This window comes from Desulfobacca acetoxidans DSM 11109 (assembly GCF_000195295.1).
GTDB lineage: Bacteria > Desulfobacterota > Desulfobaccia > Desulfobaccales > Desulfobaccaceae > Desulfobacca > Desulfobacca acetoxidans.
The window spans coordinates 558,845-577,769 of the sequence record NC_015388.1 but is presented as its reverse complement, the minus strand read 5'-3'; the positions used below and the strand labels follow the sequence as shown (position 1 = coordinate 577,769).

Here is an 18,925-nt window from a genome sequence, read left to right as displayed (position 1 = left end):
GGAAAGGGAGGAGGCAAAAGGCAAAGGGGAAGATGAACTGGTATCCCATCTTTCTTAGAGAAATACTGATCTTTAAACGGCGTGTGCTGCGGTTGGGTTTTGTCCTGTCCACCATGTTGACGCCGTTGCTCTATCTGTTGGTCTTCGGCGTCGGTCTCGGGCGGCGGGTGTCCATCGGTGGCAGCAGTTATTTGGACTACCTGATGCCGGGTTTGGTAGCGGTGACCTCGATGATCAATTCCTATACTTGGATCGCCAATGGCATGACCGTTTCCCGCCTGTTCTTCCGAACCTTTCAGATTTATATCCAGGCGCCGGTGAGTGCAGGTGCCATCATGTGGGGCGAAGTGCTTGCCGGCATGGTGCGCGGGCTGTTTGCCTCAATCATTCTGTTGGGTTGCGGTTGGGTGGTGGGCAGCCGTCTGGCCCTTAATGGTATTTTTCTAACCGCCTTGTTGGTCAATTGTTTTCTGTCGGCATCCATGGGAGTTATCGTCGGTTTAAAATCCCGCTCGCATGACGATGCCGCCAGTTTCACCAATTTTTTTATCATGCCCATGGCCTTTTTTAGCGGCACCTTCTTTCCGGTGGAGGAGATGCCGTGGGTGGTACAGAAGTTTATCTTCCTCCTGCCCCTGACGCACACCAACATATTGCTGCGATACCCGGAATGGTCAATGTCCTCCCTCGTTTCTTTTGCCTTTTTGGTCTTTTATGGTTTGGCCACCTTCTGGCTGGGGATTCTGCTGATCCGTCGCTACGACGAATGAGAGACATATTGGGCGGTAGCAATCAGTCCTGCTGATCGCCTGCAAAACAAGATTGCCATTTTTGGCTTTGTGCTGCGAGGGGCACCGCTGCAGTTTCCGGATGAACCGTAAATAAATCTTATCATTTCATATCAAAAAAAATTTAGAAATTTTACAAGATGCCGATGTCTCATTAGTATGAGATTTCGGTAACTCCTTATAAGAGTATGCTGTCTGTAGCACAGCCGATAATCCAATCCATTCAACCGATTATAGTCCCAGGAAGGTATAGTGCATGTTAAAAGGATTGTACTATTTAATTCAGAGTACCACGGAACCTTTCTATACGGTGATTTGGCAGACTCGATATTTTTTTATTGATTACTGGTCCCTGGTGCATTTCGCCAACGGCTTCATAATTATGCTCATTCTGCAAAATATGAAGGTCAGGCGCCCATCTGTAATGCTCACGTTCTTGCTGTTGCTCTGGGAAATAGTCGAACTCTGGTTTGTCTACGCCGCGATCGATGTATTTCGACCTGAGATTATTCCCGATCAGTTTACTGATCTGATTATTGGCCTGTTAGGCGGATTGGCGCGCCTAAAGGTTTCTTGCCGCCAGAAGGCAACCCGCTGGCGCCTGGGAGGGGTGTACCAATTTTCCCCGGACATGTTGGCGGAACTGGCTGTTGCCGTGGGCATGGCCTGCATCTGGGTAACCTACTATGATTATACTTACAACGTACCCTTTTTTAATTCTCCCGGTCTCAACTGGTTTGCCTGTACGTTATGGAGCCTTTGGCTGTTCTTTATTCTCTGCGTCTACAATTTCTGGCACTATCTGCTGAATAGTACACTCATGAGTCTGGCGGCAACCTGGCTTGTTTATTTTCCTCTTCTGCTGTTATTTGAAGGCATCGGTTATTATATCTTGGAAATCCGCCTCGTAACTACCGAAAGCCCATTGATGTTCGGCTTAATCCATGGCACCCCCACACTTAAGGGGTTTTATCTGATCGCCTGTTTTCTGGCGGTTTTTTTAAGTTATGCATTTAAAGCGGCAATAAAAATGTGTTTTCCCAAGGCCCAGCCAATCCTTTGGAAAGATCAAAAAATAGGATTTAATTCCTGATAATTGCTATTACCCTTCGGCCACCTGCGATCCATGAACACCATCCGAAGTCATTTTGTTATTGACTCGCCACTTGTTTTCTTGGTAATGAGCATTTACGATTCAATTCCTTTGCGGGCCTTTACGCCGGCGTGATAGTAATGCTTGATGTTTTTCATCTCGGTGACCAAATCGGCGGCCTCAATGATTTCTTGAGGAGCATAGCGGCCGGTGAGGACTACTTCTACATGGGGAGCTCGAGCCTGCAGTAATTTCAGAACTTCAGGTACGGAAACCAGTTCAAAGTAGAGCGCGACATTGATTTCATCCAAAATGACCAGATCATAATCACCCCTACGGAGAATATCTTTAGCTAAATTCATAGCTTCTTTAGCCCGCTGGGCATCTTCCGGACCGGCTTTGCCTTTGCGGATGAACCCTCCCAAACCGGTCTGGCGGATGACAAACTTATCCCCGAACTGCTGTGTCGAAAACAATTCTCCGGTATCATCGCCCTTGAGAAACTGCAACATGAATACTTTTAAACCACGGCCCAGGGCTCGCAGCGCCAATCCGAGGGCAGCGGTAGTCTTGCCTTTTCCTTCTCCGGTGTAAATCTGCACCAGACCCTGTTCTAACTTTCCCACTAGTATCATCCCTTCCTTGCTGCAGTTATGTCGGGCAGCCTCGTGCTCCCAACATGGTTTTTTATACCATGAAATCATAGGATCACAACATATTTCAGTTGCTTGCCTGCCCTTTTCTGATCCCGCCCTCGACACTGCAGAACATTACTGCAAACCCGTTTTGAGGCTAACCACTTGACGGTAGCCTAGAATAAGCATATTCTTAGCGGCAATACAACGTACCAGAAGGAAATCCGAGTATGTCGATAGTGCCGCCATTTCGGGTGGCTTTCCTGAGCGGCGGAGCTAAAAGTGGCAAGAGTACTTTGGCGCAGCGGTGGGCAGAGGCTCTGCCGCCGCCGCGTCTGTATGTGGCTACGGGTGAAGCCCTGGACGAAGAAATGGCCGCCCGTATCGCCCATCACCAACGGGCACGCGGGCCGCAGTGGCAGACCTGGGAAGAGCCCCTGGCCCTGGCCGCAGTTCTGCACGAGGCCAATGGCCGCTATGGGGTTATTCTGGTGGATTGTCTGACGCTATGGCTGTCAAATCTTCTAACTCATGATCATCAATTCGGCCATCCGGAAAGCGCCGCCGACCAATTTTGCAAGACTCTGGAAGGCTTGACTACACCGATCATTCTGGTCAGCAACGAAGTGGGCTGGGGAATCGTCCCCGAGAATTCCCTCGCCCGACGTTTTCGCGATCTGGCCGGCCGGTTGAATCAACAGGTTGCCGCCCTGGCGGATGTGGCTGTCCTGGTGGTAAGCGGTTTGCCGCTCTATCTTAAGGGGAGGCAAATCTTATAATTTCCACATGGGGTGAGTGTATTTTATGAATTCAGCAATAATTCAAGAGACCGCCAGCCGGATTCAACCTCTGAATCCGGCATGGCGAGCTCAAGCTCAGGCGCGCCTGGACCGGCTGACCAAGCCCCAGGGCAGTTTGGGGCGTCTCGAAGAACTGGCCGCCTGGTATGTCGCCGTTCGCGAGGACCTGAAGTCCTCCTTGAAAAAGAAAGTCGTGATGATATTTGCTGCCGACCACGGAGTAGTGGCTGAAGGCGTCAGCGCCTATCCCCAGGACGTCACCTTTCAGATGGTGGCCAACTTCCTGCAGGGGGGGGCCGGCATCAATGTCTTGGCCCGGCATGTAGGCGCCGAAGTGCAGGTGGTAGACATTGGCGTCAAATATGACTTTAGCGGATTCTCAGGTCTCATCTCCCGCAAGGTGGCTTTTGGCAGCCGCAACCTGGCGCAGGAGGCCGCCCTGAGCCGCGCAGAAGCCGAAGCGGCTATTAACGTCGGCATCGAACTGGCCCAGGAGAATATCGCCGCCGGGGCGGATGTGCTGGCCACCGGTGAAATGGGTATCGGCAACACGACGCCGGCGGCGGCCCTCGCAGCCGTCTTTACCGGGGAGCCGGCCGCAACTGTCACCGGCCGCGGCACCGGAGTGGACGACGCTGGCTACCGCCGGAAGGTCGAAGTGATTGAGCGTGCTCTAGCTCTCCACCAACCAGACCCTCGAGATCCTGTCGAAGTCCTGGCCAAGCTGGGCGGGTTGGAGATCGGCGGCCTGACCGGACTCATCTTGGGGGCCGCGGCGGCCCGGCGGCCGGTACTGTTGGATGGTTTCATTGCCACTGCTGCCGCCCTGGTGGCGGCCCGTCTCTGCCCGGCAGTATCGGATTATCTCAAAGCGGCTCACCGATCCGCAGAATTTGGCCATCAGGTAATGTTAGCATCCCTGGGTCTCAGGCCCCTGCTGGACCTGGACCTGCGTCTGGGGGAGGGAACCGGCGCCGCCCTGGGCATCAACCTGCTGGAGGTGGGCCTAAAAATTTATCACGAGATGGCTACCTTTGCGGAAGCCGGGGTGAGCGGCAAAGATTCATGATCAAAACCTTGAGCCTGGCCCTCACCTTTCTTACCATTATTCCCTGGCCGCGCCAGGCCACGGCCGATCACCAGGAACTGGCCAACTCCATGGCCTGGTTCCCGCTGGTAGGCCTCTTGCTGGGCGGCATCTTATCGGCCGCCGCCCTGGGTTTAAGCCACATTCTCCCCCCGGTAGCTGCGGCAGCCTTGCTGACGGCCCTGCTGACCATTGCCAACCGGGGGTTGCACCTGGATGGATTGGCGGACACCCTGGATGGCTTAGGAGGTGGCCGGGGTCGGGAAGATTCCCTGCGCATCATGAAGGATCACGCGGTGGGGGCCTTCGGAGCAGTGGGAATTGTCCTCATTCTGATGGTTAAATTCAGTTTCTTGGCTGGCGTGTTAGAGCAAAAGGCCTGGTGGCCAATCTTGATCTTTCCGGTGGTAAGCCGGGGAGCCATGGTGCTCCTGGCCTATCTGTCGCCCTATGCCAGAAGTGAGGGGGGATTGGGAGAGGCCATGACCACATTTACTTCGGGGCGCACCTTGATTTTTGCTAGCAGCAGCGCCCTCCTGATCGTAGGCCTGATCGGCAGTTGGCGCGGGTTGGTATCTCTAATCGCCGCTGCCGCCGTCACCATTCTGGCGGCCATTTACTTCTGGCGGCGCCTGGGGGGCGTTACCGGGGATGTATTCGGAGCATTGAATGAAGTTCTCGAAGTCCTGGTACTCGCAGTCTGCCTGATTCAGGTCTGATGGCAATTCATACTCAAATTAGGAAGCGTTGCCCACCATCCGGTTAAAAACCTGCACCCAGTTTCTTCTGCAAGAAGAAATTACCCAGTATCTTCTGTAAACCTGATCTCTTATACCTCAGCCGTCTCTAACCTGTCTGGCTGACCTTGTAAAAACTGCTGGACCGGCTCCAACCGGGACTGACGGAAGCTCTGAGGATCGGTGTGGCTGATTATCTGCCCCTGGTGTAAAAAAGCGATAGAGTCGGCCAGGGAGAAGGCCAACCCGAGATCGTGGCTGATAATAACGGCGGTTACCTTGAGCCGCCGGACGGTGGCGGCGATCAACTCGCCGATGGTGGTGGTCATGATCGGATCCAGACCGGTGGTCGGTTCATCAAAAAGCAGAATTTCCGGCTCCAGTACCAGGGCTCGAGCCAGCGCCACTCTTTTGCGCATACCGCCGGAGAGATCACCCGGCATTTTGTCTAAAATACCGCTTAATCCGACCTGATATAATTTTTCGCGCACTGCTGCTTGAATCCTGGCGCGGTGCCAGTCGGTGTGCTCGGTCAGGGGGAAGGCCACATTTTCGCCCACCGTAAGCGAATCAAAGAGGGCGCCATGCTGGAAGAGGTAGCCGAAGCGTTGCCGCAGGGTAAAAAGTTGTTTCTCTGATAAATTAGCCAGATCCTGTCCCATTACCTGCACCTGACCGCGGTCCGGGGACATCAGGCCCAGAAGATGCTTTAAGAGAACACTTTTACCGCCGCCGCTGCGCCCGAGGATGACGGTGATCTCCCCCGGAGTGATGGCGAGGCGAACGCCCCGCAATACCTCCAAGCCATTAAAAGATTTATGGACATCGATTAACTGAATGATTGCCGCTACTGCTGTGGTCATACCTCGAATCCACCTGCAAGCACTAGAATAACAAGGCCGTCAGAATATAATCGGCAATAAGAATGGAAATGGCGGAATAGACTACGGCTCTGGTGGTTACCAGCCCGACCCCCTCGGCGCCGCCTTTGGCCTGCAGGCCCTCGTAACAACTGATGAGAGCCAACAGCAGGCCGAAGATGACGGACTTGAACAGACCGTTGTAGAGGTCGGAACTATTCACCATTTCCAACATTTTTTGCATAAAGGTGCCAGGGTTGACGTCCAGGAGAATGACACCGACAAAATAGCCCCCGACAATACCGATATAAACCGCTATTACCGTTAAGAGCGGCGTCATGATGACAGCAGCCAACAGACGGGGCAGGGCCAGGTAGTGTACCGGCTGCACTGCCATGGCCAAAAGAGCGTCCACCTGTTCCGTTACCTTCATGGCGCCCAACTCCGCGGCCATGGCGGAGCCGGCGCGCGCCGCCACCATCAGCGAAGTCAAGACCGGGCCGAGTTCCCTGGTCATGGAGAGGGCTACGGCGCCGCCTAGGAGACTTTCGCCCCCAAACTTGCGGAAACCATAATACGCCTGCAACGCCAAGACCATACCGGTAAACAATCCCGTCAGGACCACGATAAAAAAGGATTTAACCCCGATAAACTCGAGTTGTCGGAAAAAATGCCGCCACCGGTAAGGACGCCGGGGCAGCCAGAGCCCGGCTTGAGCCAACAACAGGGCCATGCCGCCCAGCTCCTGGAGGAAATGGACCCATAACCGGCCAAGAGTAGTAAGAAAAAGCACAATACAATCCTTCCAGAGACTTATGGAATGGCGTCAGGAGTTAACCCGGCGCGCCGGGCACTTGAACGCCCGTCCCATGAATGGCTATGCTTCGGGGCGATTGCGATATCCCCAGGAAACCGCCTTCGACTTTTATTCGATAATACTCAATTTAATATACCAGGCGAGCAGGGGTCAAGCATCTAGAAAATAACCCCAGCAACCGAAGCTTTGGGGCTCAACTTTAAGCCAGCAACAGCAAAATATCCTTAAATGATCTGAACTTCAAATTGAAACGTCGGATTACCGGAGCAATAAACCTGGAAACTACCGTCTAGTATCATCTGCTACGAGATACAGTCCTACCCAGGTGTAACTGAGTTCGACCGGCGGCTCCGGCTCCCAGCGGTCCCGGGTGAGCCGCTGGCTAAGCCGCCAACCCTGCTCGAAGTAAAAATCGGCAACGAGACCTTCCTGGGAATCTCGGAAACCTGAAAGAATCAGTCCGCCTCGAAAGTCGGCCAGGCGGAGCAATTCCTCCTGTTTCTCCATCTGCACCACAAAAGGCAGATTGACGACAATGAGATGGAAACCGGGTTTCAGGGCTTCAGTGGAGCCGTGCAGCCAACAGACGCCGGTGGTCAAGCGGTTGCGCTGAGCATTTCTCCGGGAAGTGCGCAGGGCACGGCCGGAGATATCGCAGCCGAGGATCAAAGGGATGCCCAGCAAGGCCCCGGCCAGCGCCAAGACCCCGGAGCCGCAACCTAAGTCCAGCAGCGAGGCAGGTTGTTGCTCCTGGCAGGCCGCGACCATGAGCTCCAAACAGAGTCGGGTGCTGGGATGGCTGATGGGAAAAGTGCCGGAGTTGGACAGCCGCACCACTTTCTGCCCCTGCCGGGGCCAACAGGGGCGCCAGCGGGAACAGAGAAGGATTTTTGGGGTCAGAGATAACAGCATCCTTCCAAAATTGAGTCAGGAAACATAATGTTTACCCGGTATCAGGAGACGGGTAGATGCCCTGTGTAGTCCCGATTTTGAAAATATTCATGCTCTTGGTCTTTCCCAGATTCTCAGCCGCCATCACTTCGGCCCCACCTGATAATACTCCAACCCTAATACCACAAAGGCCAGGAGCAGACGGTAGAGGACGAAGATTATGAAAGTGTGGCGCTGCAGAAACCGCAGGAGGTAGCGGATGGTGAGATAACTCGACACGATGGCTGCCAGAAAGCCCAGGACATACGGCAACGTCAAGAAATTATTAGCGCCGCTCTTCAACAATTTGAGGCCTTGATGCACTCCGGCCCCGAAGATAATGGGGGCGGACATGAGAAAGGAAAAACGGGCAGCCGTTTCGCGGGTGAGCCCCAAAAATAATCCCATGGTCATGGTGCTGCCGCTGCGGGAGACGCCCGGCATAATAGCCAGAGCCTGGGCACAGCCGACGAGCACGGCGTCCTTCAGGGTGATGCCGGGCAGCCGCCGCTGATGTCGGGCTACCCGGTCTGCCAGGTACAACAAGATGCCTAACACTGCCAGGAGGACGGCAATCCGGGTAGGCGTCCGAAAGATGGTCTCCGCCTGCTTTTCCAGGAAATAGCCGGCGGCGGCGCCTGGAAGGGTGGCAATAACCAGGTACCAAAAGAGGCGGCGTTCGAAACGGTTGTGCCGCCCGGGACGCCAGAGCGCCGCTGCCATACCCTGCCAATCCTGCCAGAAGTAGGCGATCAACGCTACTAAAGTCCCAACATGCAACAGTATATCAAAAGTAAGCCCGGCCTCCTGAACTCCCAAGTAATGCTCCAATAAGACCAAATGGGCAGAGCTGGAGATCGGCAGAAATTCCGCCAGACCTTGGATGATCCCTAACAAAATGGCGTGTGCGATGTCCATGTCGTGAATCTCTCTTTCTTACTGCTTGGGCCACTGCCGGACAGAATCAAATAGGTGGTTTAAGAAGGTGAAAGGTGGAAGCCTGTTCAAAGGCGTGCGCGGCCTTAAGGAGCGTCGATTCGTCAAAGTGCCGGGCCAGGAGTTGCAGGCCGATGGGGAGCCCCCCGGAGTTGAGGCCGCAAGGCACCGAGATGCCCGGAATGCCAGCCAGATTTGCCGAGATAGTAAAAATATCAGAAAGATACATAGTCAACGGATCGTCCATCTTTTCCCCCAAGCGAAAGGCCGTGGTGGGCGCCACGGGGGTGGCTACAATCTGACAGGTCTGAAAGACCTCGTCAAAGTCCCGGCGGATGAGGGTTCTTACCTGCGAAGCCTTTTTATAATAGGCGTCATAATATCCGGCAGACAAGGCATAGGTCCCGAGCATAATGCGGCGTCGGACTTCAGCTCCCAAACCCTGGGCCCGAGTAGCGCAGTACATATCCATTAGATCGTTGGCCTCAGCAGCGCGGAAACCATACTTGACGCCGTCATAACGGGCCAGGTTAGAACTTGCTTCGGCCGTAGCGATGAGGTAATAGACCGCCACGGCGTATTGAGTGTGCGGCAGGCTGACCTCAACCAGTTCAGCCCCTAATCCCTTAAAGGTCTCGAGAGCGGCTCGCACCGCTTGCTCCACCTCCTCCTCCATGCCGGCAATGAAATATTCTTGCGGAACGCCGATTTTTAATCCTTTGATGTCTTGATTGAGGGCCTGAGAATAGTCCGGGGTCGGAACCGGCGCCGAGGTTGAGTCTTTTGGATCATAGCCCGCCAGAAACTGGAGCAGCAGGGCGCAATCGGCAACATCCTTAGTAATAGGGCCGATCTGATCCAAAGAACTGGCAAAGGCGACCAATCCGAACCGGGAGACCCGCCCATAGGTGGGTTTCAAGCCGACGACGCCGCAGTGGGAGGCCGGTTGACGGATAGAACCGCCGGTGTCACTGCCCAGAGAAGCCAGGCAAAGGTCGGCCGCCACCGCCGCGGCGGAACCCCCACTAGAGCCACCGGGGATGCAATCAAGCCGCCATGGATTGCGCGTTGCTCCAAAAGCCGAATTCTCCGTAGAAGAACCCATGGCGAACTCATCCATATTCACTTTACCGAGGATGACCGCACCCGCCTCCCGCAGCCGGTGCATAACGGTAGCGTCATATGGCGGCACATAGTTTTCAAGCGATCTGGAGGCGCAGGTAGTGCGAAGCCCCTGGGTAACGATGAGGTCTTTGATGGCCAAGGGGATGCCGGTCAAGGGTGTTGCCCGGCCGCTGGCCAACCGCCGGGTTGCCTCTTGGGCCTGGGCGAGGGCCTGCTGGGCCTCTACCGTTATGTAACAGTGCAAAGTGTCATCGAATTGGGAAATCCGGTCTAAGAATCCTTGGGTCAGCTCCACCGGAGAGATTTCCCCTCGCAGCATGAGAGGATGCAATTGCTGGATGGTCAAAGATTGCCATGATACGGTCATCAGTCCGACTCCATATGATGCGGATATCACCCAAGGCTGTTGCCGGATACCGTATCCTGGCAACACGCCAGAGAAATTCAGAGTTTAAATTTGAAGCAATACTTCAGCTATCGGATACAATAAATCAAAGAATGGGGGGCAGTGCCCATCCTACAGCTCTACAGCACCGACATGCCCATGCGTAGGGGCAAATTTTGTATTCGCCCCGAACAACTCCGTTCGCCTCTGGCCCCGGCTTTTATCAATAGCTGCCGCAGTTAAATTACTCTGGGAACGACAAAAAAAAGGCGTTGTGCCGCTGGCGCATTAGCCAAGGCCTCTTCCACAGACAGGCTGCCTTGGGTAGCATCATCTCGGAAAGCGTTCTGCACGTCCAGGACATGCGCCATGGGAGGAACATCCGTGGTATCCAACTCACCCAATTTTTCGACATAATTTAAGATATCATTCAACTGTCGGGTAAAAAGCTCCACTTCGCTTGCGGCTAACGTCAAACGGGCTAAGCGAGCTACCTGTTGCACTCTTTCTGACGTCAAGGGCATGCCAAAATCCTCGCGTGCTTCAGGAGATTGTAATCGAAAAAGACTAGACAGCCACGGTACGATGTTCTTGCGGTCAACCTGTCGGTTTCCTTCCACCGCCAGCTCAATGCCGCCAAAAACGTCCATGATCTCTATAAAACAGGCCGGGGAAGCTTTCCCGATACCATATAGTTGCGTCTAGAATTTGTATCGTGAAGAATTTATACCATAGGAAAAAAAAAGCAACGGCTCTTTCACCTCTTAGACAGGAAGGACCAGGAAAGCAATCGAGGCCCAATTGAGTTGTGAAGCAGACCGGAGGGTTCTTGGGGGATTGATAAATAAGTTGGCATGTTCTGGTGATCACAACGAAGCATGCAAGAATGATTGGTGGCATAGGCCTCCTTGGTCTGTGCATGGGTATGCGGGCTGGAAAGCCGGCACCACCTTCTTTCATACAAATTTTTTCTCATCAATCATATTAAACATAAACGGCGACCATGGGCCGCCCCATCCCATTATCGATAATTTATTGGCAATTTACTCATAGGGCGGGCCGCGCCCGCCGTCTTTAAGAGCACTGTTTTCATATAACCAGAATTGCCACTTGCGCGACCGCTCTGATTATGCTACCAAATAGCAAGGGAAGGAATAATTTGCCCGAGGCTAGCCCACCTGTAAAATTCAGTTTCCCGTCAGCGCTTAAAAATGAGTTATGGCAGTCAAAGGGCAAGAGAAAAGCTAGCGACGCCCAAACTCTCGAGGAGCCTTCCGGGACTGATGTTAATCGCCTGGCAGACCGGGGATTTCTGGACCCTTAGCCAAAAACCTTAGGAAGTCGACCTTATTTTACCAAAGATGAAGACAAACAGATACCGCTATCTCACCAGACCCTCTACACGAAGCATGTGGGTTTTCATTGTTTCTCTCTTTTTCTTCGGTGTTCTCTGTTGCGGGAGCGGTCCTCCGGCTGCGGCGACATCTTCCGAAGCTTATGCCCAACTGCGCCTGCTGGTGGAGGCCTTGTATGAGATAGACCAGAAGTATGTCACCGAAAAACAGGATCGCGATCTGATTTACGGGGCTATTCGCGGCATGGTGTCTTCTTTGGATGCCAATTCCTCTTTTCTATCGCCTTCGGAATATCAGGAAATACAAGCCGGCGTGAAACAGCCGGAAGCCAGTGCTGGGATGGAGCTGTCCATCAAAGATAACATCCTGACAGTGGTGTCTCCGATAGAAGGCGGACCGGCCTGGCGAACTGGCATCAAAGCGGGCGATCACATCCTGAAAATCAACAACCAAACCACCCGCAACCTAACTCCATTGGAGGCCGTCAAAAAGCTGCAGGGACCGCCGGGCACAAAAGTTAAGCTGCAACTTATCCGCAATGGTTTTGTTAAACCACTAGATCTTGAGCTGACGTTGGAGAAGCTGGCGGTGCCATTGGTAGCACATTATCAGTTAGAAGAGGGTTACCACTACCTACGGCTCAGATCTCCTCAAGAGGGCGCTGCCGCAGAGTTACAGCAGATATTGCGCTCGATACAAGCCAATGCCTCTCCCAAAAAAGGCCTCATCCTGGATCTGCGCAATACTGCCGGTGGCCGCCCGGATGATGCCAGACGCATTGCCTCGTCATTTCTGGGTAATGATGTCATTTATATTGTTAAGGGCCGCCATAGCGAGCAGAAACAGATAGTGAAAGGTTTGAAAGAATGCCTGGTCCTCAAGAACAAACTGCCATTGGTTATTCTGGTCGACCACGGCACCGCCCAGGCGGCGGAAGTTGTTACCGGTGCCTTACAGGCGCAATGGGGCGCTTTGCTTTTAGGGTATAAAACCTTCGGAGAATGCGGTGTTGTTCAGACCTTTCCGTTGAAGGATGGCTCCGCCCTGGTGATCAACGTGGCGTTTTGCTATACGCCTAAAGACCTTCTCATACAGGGACGCGGTTTGGAACCCGACCTGCCGGGACCTAAGAAAGACCCGGAAGAGCAACCGGTCCGGGAAGACTCCAAGGATCAGGAAAAACCCAGAAACCTACCTGATGTGCATGAGATCATGCAGGATCCTTTAGTCCATCAGGCCCTCTTTCAATTGAAAAACTGGGGTTCGGGACGCGCCATTCAGTCCCCTGGTGAACGCTCGCTTAAGAAAAATCAGGCAGCCTGCTTCCACTCCGAAGAACAGGAAATTACTAAGATCTCCATCTTGGGAGACCAGGAGCATTCCCTCTTCCAAGCTTGAGGCTCCTCCGCAACCATCAAACAAGAGGACAGAATCAATTGTCTATTTTCTCCATTTCCTCAAGGCGCCTGAAAAATACGACCGCAGGCCGGGCAGTGGCGGATACGTTCAGAGCTTGGGGTTTTCTCCTCTTAGCAGTGGCGTGGCTCCTGTTGGTCCAGGCAAAACCCGCGTGGTCGTTGTCCGAAGATACCCGCGAGCAATTATCAGTATTCGCTGAAGCCTTGGGAATCATTGAAGATAATTATGTAGAAGCCAAAGATACCAAGAAACTCATCTATGGTGCCATAAAAGGGATGGTAAGCAGTTTGGATTCCCATTCCTCCTTCATGGCTCCGGAGGAATTCAAAGAGCTGCAGATCGAGACCAAGGGCAGCTTTAGCGGCATCGGTATTGAAATAACCCACAAAGACGGACTGTTGATCGTGGTCTCACCTATCGAGGGGACGCCGGCGTACAAAGCCGGATTGCAGGCTGGCGACCGCATCGTCAAAATCGACGGGGTCAACACCAAGAATATGACCCTCATGGAGGCGGTCCGCCGTATTCGAGGCGCCAAGGGTTCCACCGTCACCCTCGGTATCATGAGGGAAAACCTCGGCAAACTCAAGAACTATTCCCTGGTCCGGGAAATCATCCCCATACGCAGCATCCGGACGCGCTACTTTGAAGACGGCATCGGTTATATTCGAATCACCAACTTTCAGGATAAAACTGATCATGATCTCCGGCGGGCTATCAAAGATCTGACGGCGAAATGCAAACCGCTCCGAGGTTTGATAGTGGATCTGCGGAATGACCCGGGCGGTTTATTGGACCAGGCCGTCAAAGTAGCTGATGAATTTTTATCCTCCGGTCTGATTGTTTACACCGAAGGCCGCAACAAGGCCCAGACGCATCGATTTTACGCCAACCAGGAAAACACCGGTTTAGAAAAAAGCATCCCGATAGTCGTGCTCATCAACGAAGGCAGCGCCTCAGCTTCGGAGATCGTTGCCGGGGCTATTCAGGATCAGAAACGGGGGCTGCTGGTGGGAGCGAAAAGCTTCGGCAAAGGTTCCGTGCAAACCATCATTCCGTTGGAGGATGGCTCGGCCTTGCGGCTGACCACAGCTCATTATTATACCCCGTCCGGCCGCTCTATCCAGGAAAAGGGCATCCAACCGGATCTCGTGGTGGAGGCGCCGCCGATTCCGGAAGGCAAAAGCGTGAAAGACCTGCGCCAAGAAGCCCTGCAACGACGGATGAAGGGAGAAGGGATCACTGATAAACCTTGGACAGTCCCTATTTCCTCGGAGGAGCTGGAGAAAGACCCCCAATTGGCCCAGGCGGTTCAGGTTGTGCGTCAAGGGCCGCCGAAAAAAACGGCGGATACGGCCAGCAAACCCAATAACGAACCTCCCCCGCCGCAAAAAGTCAAATAGTTCGCCAACGTCAGACCGGAGGTGCGATCCTGGGTCGCACCCGTTCCAGATTTCCGGAGGGAGCGGCCGGTTTTCCTGCCGCTTGTCTCTGTTTAGAGGATGACCCCCTGTCTAATGAAACCCCTTGTTGCCCTGATCGGCCGTACGAACGTCGGCAAATCGACGCTCTTCAATCGGCTTACCCGACAATCGCGCGCCTTGGTCGATGACCAACCGGGGGTTACTCGGGATCGCCTCTACGGCGATGTCACTTGGGAGGATCATGCCTTTCTGCTGATTGACACCGGCGGGTTTGGGGATACCGAAGATGCCTTAAGCAGTCGGGTGCGGCAGCAGGCGGAACTAGCGGCCGGGGAAGCCGATCTGGTGCTCTTTATGGTCGATGGCCGACAGGAGATCCAGCCTGATGACCTGGAAGTCGCCCAATATTTGCGTCGTTCGGGGAAACCGGTTTTGTTGGTGATCAATAAGATCGACGGTCCTAAACAAGAAACGCGCCTACCCGAATTTTATCGCTTCGGTTTGACTCCTTTGTTTCCCATTTCAGCGCAACATGGCCTGGGGGTGGGTTCGCTATTGGATGCCGTAGTCCGGTATCTTCCCGCTGCACCAGACGCCGGCGAGCCTCCCGAAGGTATTCGGGTGGCAGTGTTGGGCCGCCCCAATGTAGGAAAATCCTCTTTTATTAATCGGGTCTTAGGAGAAGAGCGTCTGATAGTAAGCGATACCCCCGGCACAACTCGGGACGCCATCGATGCCCCCTTGATCTGGGACAACCGTCCTTATGTCTTGATTGACACAGCCGGTATTCGGCGCCGGAGCCGCATCCACCAAAACCTGGAGCGGGGAATGATCTGGCAGGCTTTGCGGGCCCTGCAACGGGCCGAGGTCGTATTATTGCTACTGGATGCTCAGGAAGGATTAACCGAACAAGACCTGCGGATTCTCAATTTTATTGCGGTTGCCGGAAAGGGCTGTCTGATCGGAGTGAATAAGTGGGATGTGGTAGGCAAGGACTCCCAAACGCAAAAGGCGGCCCTGGACCGCCTCAACATGGGTTTGCAATTGATATCGTATGCCCCGGTGCTCCCTCTTTCGGTGCTCACCGGCTATCAGGTATCCAAGGTTTTTCCACTACTGGACGAGATTTACCGGCAATGCCAATTTCGCGCCGCCACCGGGGAACTCAACCGGATTTTTGCCCAGATAGTAGCCGCTCACCCACCGCCGAGATACCGCCACCGCAGCGTAAAATTTTACTATCTAACACAGCCGGACAGCCGGCCACCCACCTTTGTGGCGTTTACGAATATCCCCGGAGCAACGCCAGACTCGTACCGGCGTTATCTCATAAATCAATTGCGAGAGCGTCTCGGTCTCCCCTATGCGCCCATCCGCCTCCATTTTAAGGGCAAAAAACACCGCCGAGGCTCAAGGATCGCCTCCGGCCAATCGAAGGATTAACCTCAACTGCGTCCTGCCTGCAATGTGTTTGATTATTTCACCACTCGTAAGCGAGTCTGCTGGCGATGCGGGTCTGGTTGAGAAAATTGAAACAGGTTGTTTCTGCGCGACTGGGCATCCATCAGATTATTTTTGACCCGAACGCCGTTGATCAAAAAAAAGGCAATAACAGCTTTTTCCCACTCCGGGGTTGGGCTAAAATCTTCCATGATTTTTTTGTAGTGCTTTAATTGCTTTGCTAAGCCATCCTCGTCCAAAGATAAAACTGTTGCAGCTAAATCCTCTACGGTTTTTTGTATCATAGAAGGTTTGCCTCCGGGCTTAGATAAGCCTCTCCCCCTATTTGTTGGCAATATATTAAGACATTGCAATGCCTTTTGTCAACAAAAGAATGCATCTTTTTGTGCAAAATATACTTTGTTATATCATATAGTTATGTTGCCATTGAGAAAATTGTGCCCCCTGCCTTAATCTTCCATATTATTCATAGTGTTAAGCAATTCTAAGAGAAATTGCACCTCGAGATTAAGAATCTGCTCGCCCTGTTCAGCATTGGCCTGGGTTGGATCGCCCCATACCCCACCCGGCCAGAACTTGCGCTTGCGCCGGACGAGAACGAATTTTGGGAAACGGGGCCACTCGGCTGGCGCTTTGCCGGACACTAATTCAGGTCGAGCGGCTAACATGATTGCGGTCTCAACTTCTCCGGCATGGGAGTCGCCCGGGGTGTGGACCAGTCCCGGATACTGCACTAATACCTCCCGCAAAAGCTGCAGGATGTTGACCACTGCAATCTTGAGGTCTGGCAGCTCTACCAACAGCCGCTCCCCCGCTTCAATGAGAGCCGCAACATGGGTGCCCCCGGCATGTCCGGTAAGCAGGATCAGGCGGCGACAGCCCTGGCGATAAAACTCCCTTCCCAGGTCCAAAGCCAGAGTTCTCAAGGCATCACCGGAGATGCTGATCGTTCCAGGATGCTCGCGGGTTGAACGGCAGATGCCATAATGTACCGGCGCTGCTACCAGCATCGGGCATCGCTTTGCCAGCCGCGCGGCCACCTCCTGGGCATGCATAGTATCGGTGCTGAGCGGCAGGTGCGGCCCATGCTCCTCCACCGATCCGAAGGGAATGACAACCGTCTCGGTTTTGGCCATGGCAGCTTCGAATTCCGGCATCGTGAGCTGAGATATCAACATAGCGTTTATCCTCTTTTCTACTGCTCGTGGGCAGATGTCAGCCCGATCAGCTCTGGTTAACGAGAGTGAGGGCGATAAACAATGGATACGCGAATATAAATCGATTATTCCTATTTGACTAATCTACCTGGCCGATTATACTTTCTTTCAACTTATCAATAGTTATAAATTTATAATTTAATTAACCATGAGAAAATTAGCCCTAGAAGAACTTAAAGTTACGTGTATCGAGTTTTAAAAAATGATCATGATATCCTTGTCTATTGGCCAACTCCAGAATATGTTCCCTTTTATTGTATTCCCGAAACTTGAAACCCGAAACTTGAAATTCTAATCTCTTTTTTGGGGGGGGATCAGTCGTTCAGTCCATATCATAATCTAGCGGGGGAGTTATGAAAAAAAACGTAAGTCGGGGATTTTCGCTTTTTCTGGCCTTTTTCCTGGTGGGATGGGGCGCACTTCAGGCACCGGCGCGGGCGGAGTTTGACCTGGAGCGTTTTACCAGGTTCAATGACCATTGGCGTCTCGTCGGCCTCTGGCGGACCCGTTTGGAGGTCACCAATTTTTTTAACCCGAAAAGTACGGTTGATTTCCGCAATGCCTATGCTTACCCGGCAATATTGGGACGGCTGGGAGTGCAGATGAACTATCCCTGGATTGAGGGGTTGGCGGAGGGACAGTTGAGCGGCCTCTGGAATCTGCCGGGAGCGGCGGACGGATATGGTCCCGGAGCTTCGTATTTTGGCAACCGGCCGGTTCATAATCAGGCACGTGTCTTTTTGCATCAAGGCTATCTCCGCCTCAAGCCTCCGGCGCTGCCCGGATTAGCCCTGCAAGCAGGGAGGTTTGAATATTTTATGGAGGACGAGTTCAAAACCGGCGATAAGGCCATGGATTTTCTCCGTACCATCAGGTTGGGGCAGCGTCTAGTGGGTCCTTTCGGCTTTTCCCACGTCTGGCGTAGTTTTGACGGCATCTTAGCGAATTATAACGACTCTCGCCTGAATGTCACCTTCACCGCCTCACATCCCACCCAGGGGGGCTTTGATATCGGTGGCATGGATGAAATGAGCCATATTGACCTGTTGACCGGGGTGGCTACCCTCAAGTCCGGAGTCCTCCTGCCTCAGACTGAATTTGCCCTGTTTCACGTTACCTATAAGGATCAGCGGGGTGTGACCCCGACTGACAACCGGGTTCTGGCGGGCCTGCCCAGACCGCGTTTAGACGTGGACCCCTTGGAAATCTACACCTTAGGGGGACACGTTTTAGGAGTGTATCCGACTGATCGCGGCGCCCTGGATGCCCTCGGATGGTGGGCGGTGCAATGGGGTAATTGGGGCAATCAAGACCATCGGGCCTATGCCTATGCCCTGGAAGCCGGCTACCAGTTTCGCCAGGCGCCCTGGAAGCCCTGGATGCGACTGGGCTGGTTCATGAGCTCCGGCGACCCGGATGCCGATGACAGCACCCATGAGACTTTTTTTCAAATCCTGCCAACGGCCAGGCTCTACGCCTTTTTTCCCTTTTATAACCTGATGAACAACCAGGACTTATTTTTTCAATGTTTCTTATATCCCTACAAACAGGGTTTTATCCGGTTTGACTATCACTCCTTATGGCTGACGGACGCGTCCGACCTGTGGTATTTCGGTGCCGGGGCAACCCGCCGGAGTACGGTTTTCGGCTACGCCGGCCGCAACACCGGAGGACATCGCAGTCTGGCTCAGGTTCCCGAGGTGACCTTCCGACATAATTTCAATAAGTACGCCTGGATGGAGGCTTATTATGCCCACGCCTTCGGGGGCGCTGCCGTAGACCAGCTCTTCGATAGCCGGCAGGCCGACTTTTTCTTCCTGGAGTTCAACTTCAAGTTCTAATAGAGGGGTAGAATG

The 18,925-nt window shown here is 53.5% G+C and carries 18 protein-coding genes; 9 read left to right on the top strand and 9 right to left on the bottom strand.

Annotated elements, in window-relative coordinates:
* The first annotated feature begins 32 nt into the window (after positions 1-32).
* The gene (locus tag DESAC_RS02385; protein WP_013705478.1) at positions 33-770 is read left to right on the top strand and encodes an ABC transporter permease; all 738 of its coding nucleotides are present in this window, start codon (positions 33-35) and stop codon (positions 768-770) included.
* Positions 771-1,212: 442 nt separating this feature from the next.
* A complete protein-coding gene (locus DESAC_RS02380; protein ID WP_148231165.1) occupies positions 1,213-1,881 on the top strand; it encodes a hypothetical protein in 669 nt (222 codons plus the stop codon).
* Positions 1,882-1,976: 95 nt separating this feature from the next.
* Here DESAC_RS02380 and cobO read toward each other — a convergent pair whose 3' ends face one another.
* Complete coding sequence (gene cobO, locus DESAC_RS02375; RefSeq protein ID WP_083800174.1) at positions 1,977-2,585, bottom strand: cob(I)yrinic acid a,c-diamide adenosyltransferase; 609 nt, start codon at positions 2,583-2,585, stop codon at positions 1,977-1,979.
* A gap of 161 nt (positions 2,586-2,746) precedes the next feature.
* Between cobO and cobU the strand changes: the two genes are divergently transcribed.
* From cobU to cobS, 3 genes are read left to right on the top strand one after another with little or no spacing between them, the layout of a single operon-like run.
* On the top strand, positions 2,747-3,295 hold the full coding sequence (cobU, locus tag DESAC_RS02370; protein ID WP_013705475.1) for a bifunctional adenosylcobinamide kinase/adenosylcobinamide-phosphate guanylyltransferase: 549 nt from the start codon (positions 2,747-2,749) through the stop codon (positions 3,293-3,295).
* Positions 3,296-3,320: 25 nt separating this feature from the next.
* Positions 3,321-4,385 carry a nicotinate-nucleotide--dimethylbenzimidazole phosphoribosyltransferase gene (gene cobT / locus DESAC_RS02365; RefSeq protein ID WP_013705474.1) on the top strand — a complete coding sequence of 355 codons (1,065 nt, stop codon included), beginning with the start codon at positions 3,321-3,323 and terminating at the stop codon, positions 4,383-4,385.
* The gene (gene cobS, locus DESAC_RS02360; protein ID WP_013705473.1) at positions 4,382-5,122 is read left to right on the top strand and encodes an adenosylcobinamide-GDP ribazoletransferase; all 741 of its coding nucleotides are present in this window, start codon (positions 4,382-4,384) and stop codon (positions 5,120-5,122) included. The genes cobT and cobS overlap by 4 nt, the downstream gene beginning before the upstream one ends.
* Before the next feature lie 110 nt (positions 5,123-5,232).
* Here the strand turns inward: cobS and DESAC_RS02355 are convergent, their stop codons facing one another.
* The 6 genes from DESAC_RS02355 to gatC form a co-directional block, all read right to left on the bottom strand.
* Entirely contained in the window at positions 5,233-6,003 is a 771-nt protein-coding gene (locus DESAC_RS02355; protein ID WP_013705472.1) for an ABC transporter ATP-binding protein, read from the bottom strand.
* A 22-nt stretch (positions 6,004-6,025) separates the two neighbouring features.
* Complete coding sequence (locus DESAC_RS02350) at positions 6,026-6,793, bottom strand: MlaE family ABC transporter permease (protein WP_013705471.1); 768 nt, start codon at positions 6,791-6,793, stop codon at positions 6,026-6,028.
* Positions 6,794-7,099: 306 nt separating this feature from the next.
* Entirely contained in the window at positions 7,100-7,729 is a 630-nt protein-coding gene (locus tag DESAC_RS02345) for a 50S ribosomal protein L11 methyltransferase (protein ID WP_041283749.1), read from the bottom strand.
* 123 nt (positions 7,730-7,852) lie between these two features.
* A complete protein-coding gene (uppP, locus tag DESAC_RS02340; protein WP_013705469.1) occupies positions 7,853-8,665 on the bottom strand; it encodes an undecaprenyl-diphosphatase UppP in 813 nt (270 codons plus the stop codon).
* A gap of 46 nt (positions 8,666-8,711) precedes the next feature.
* Entirely contained in the window at positions 8,712-10,175 is a 1,464-nt protein-coding gene (gene gatA, locus DESAC_RS02335) for an Asp-tRNA(Asn)/Glu-tRNA(Gln) amidotransferase subunit GatA (RefSeq protein WP_013705468.1), read from the bottom strand.
* 257 nt (positions 10,176-10,432) lie between these two features.
* Entirely contained in the window at positions 10,433-10,717 is a 285-nt protein-coding gene (gene gatC, locus DESAC_RS02330) for an Asp-tRNA(Asn)/Glu-tRNA(Gln) amidotransferase subunit GatC (protein WP_041284118.1), read from the bottom strand.
* 885 nt (positions 10,718-11,602) lie between these two features.
* Here gatC and DESAC_RS02325 point away from each other — a divergent pair.
* The 3 genes from DESAC_RS02325 to der all read left to right on the top strand — a co-directional run bounded on the left by DESAC_RS02325 (position 11,603) and on the right by der (position 15,834).
* Positions 11,603-12,946, top strand: a complete 1,344-nt coding sequence (locus DESAC_RS02325) for a S41 family peptidase (protein ID WP_013705466.1) — start codon at positions 11,603-11,605, stop codon at positions 12,944-12,946.
* 95 nt (positions 12,947-13,041) lie between these two features.
* Positions 13,042-14,370 (top strand): S41 family peptidase, encoded by a 1,329-nt coding sequence (locus DESAC_RS02320; protein WP_052301979.1) that lies wholly within the window; start codon positions 13,042-13,044, stop codon positions 14,368-14,370.
* Between the two features lie 114 nt (positions 14,371-14,484).
* Positions 14,485-15,834: a ribosome biogenesis GTPase Der gene (gene der, locus DESAC_RS02315; protein WP_013705464.1), complete on the top strand. Its 1,350-nt coding sequence runs from the start codon at positions 14,485-14,487 to the stop codon at positions 15,832-15,834.
* Positions 15,835-15,866: 32 nt separating this feature from the next.
* Here the strand turns inward: der and DESAC_RS02310 are convergent, their stop codons facing one another.
* Together DESAC_RS02310 and DESAC_RS02305 are read right to left on the bottom strand one after the other, a co-directional pair.
* Positions 15,867-16,136, bottom strand: coding sequence for a hypothetical protein (locus DESAC_RS02310; RefSeq protein WP_013705463.1), 270 nt, complete (start codon positions 16,134-16,136; stop codon positions 15,867-15,869).
* A gap of 165 nt (positions 16,137-16,301) precedes the next feature.
* Positions 16,302-17,030, bottom strand: a complete 729-nt coding sequence (locus DESAC_RS02305) for a creatininase family protein (RefSeq protein WP_013705462.1) — start codon at positions 17,028-17,030, stop codon at positions 16,302-16,304.
* Between the two features lie 392 nt (positions 17,031-17,422).
* Between DESAC_RS02305 and DESAC_RS02300 the strand changes: the two genes are divergently transcribed.
* Positions 17,423-18,910, top strand: coding sequence for an alginate export family protein (locus DESAC_RS02300; RefSeq protein WP_013705461.1), 1,488 nt, complete (start codon positions 17,423-17,425; stop codon positions 18,908-18,910).
* Positions 18,911-18,925 lie beyond the last annotated feature (15 nt).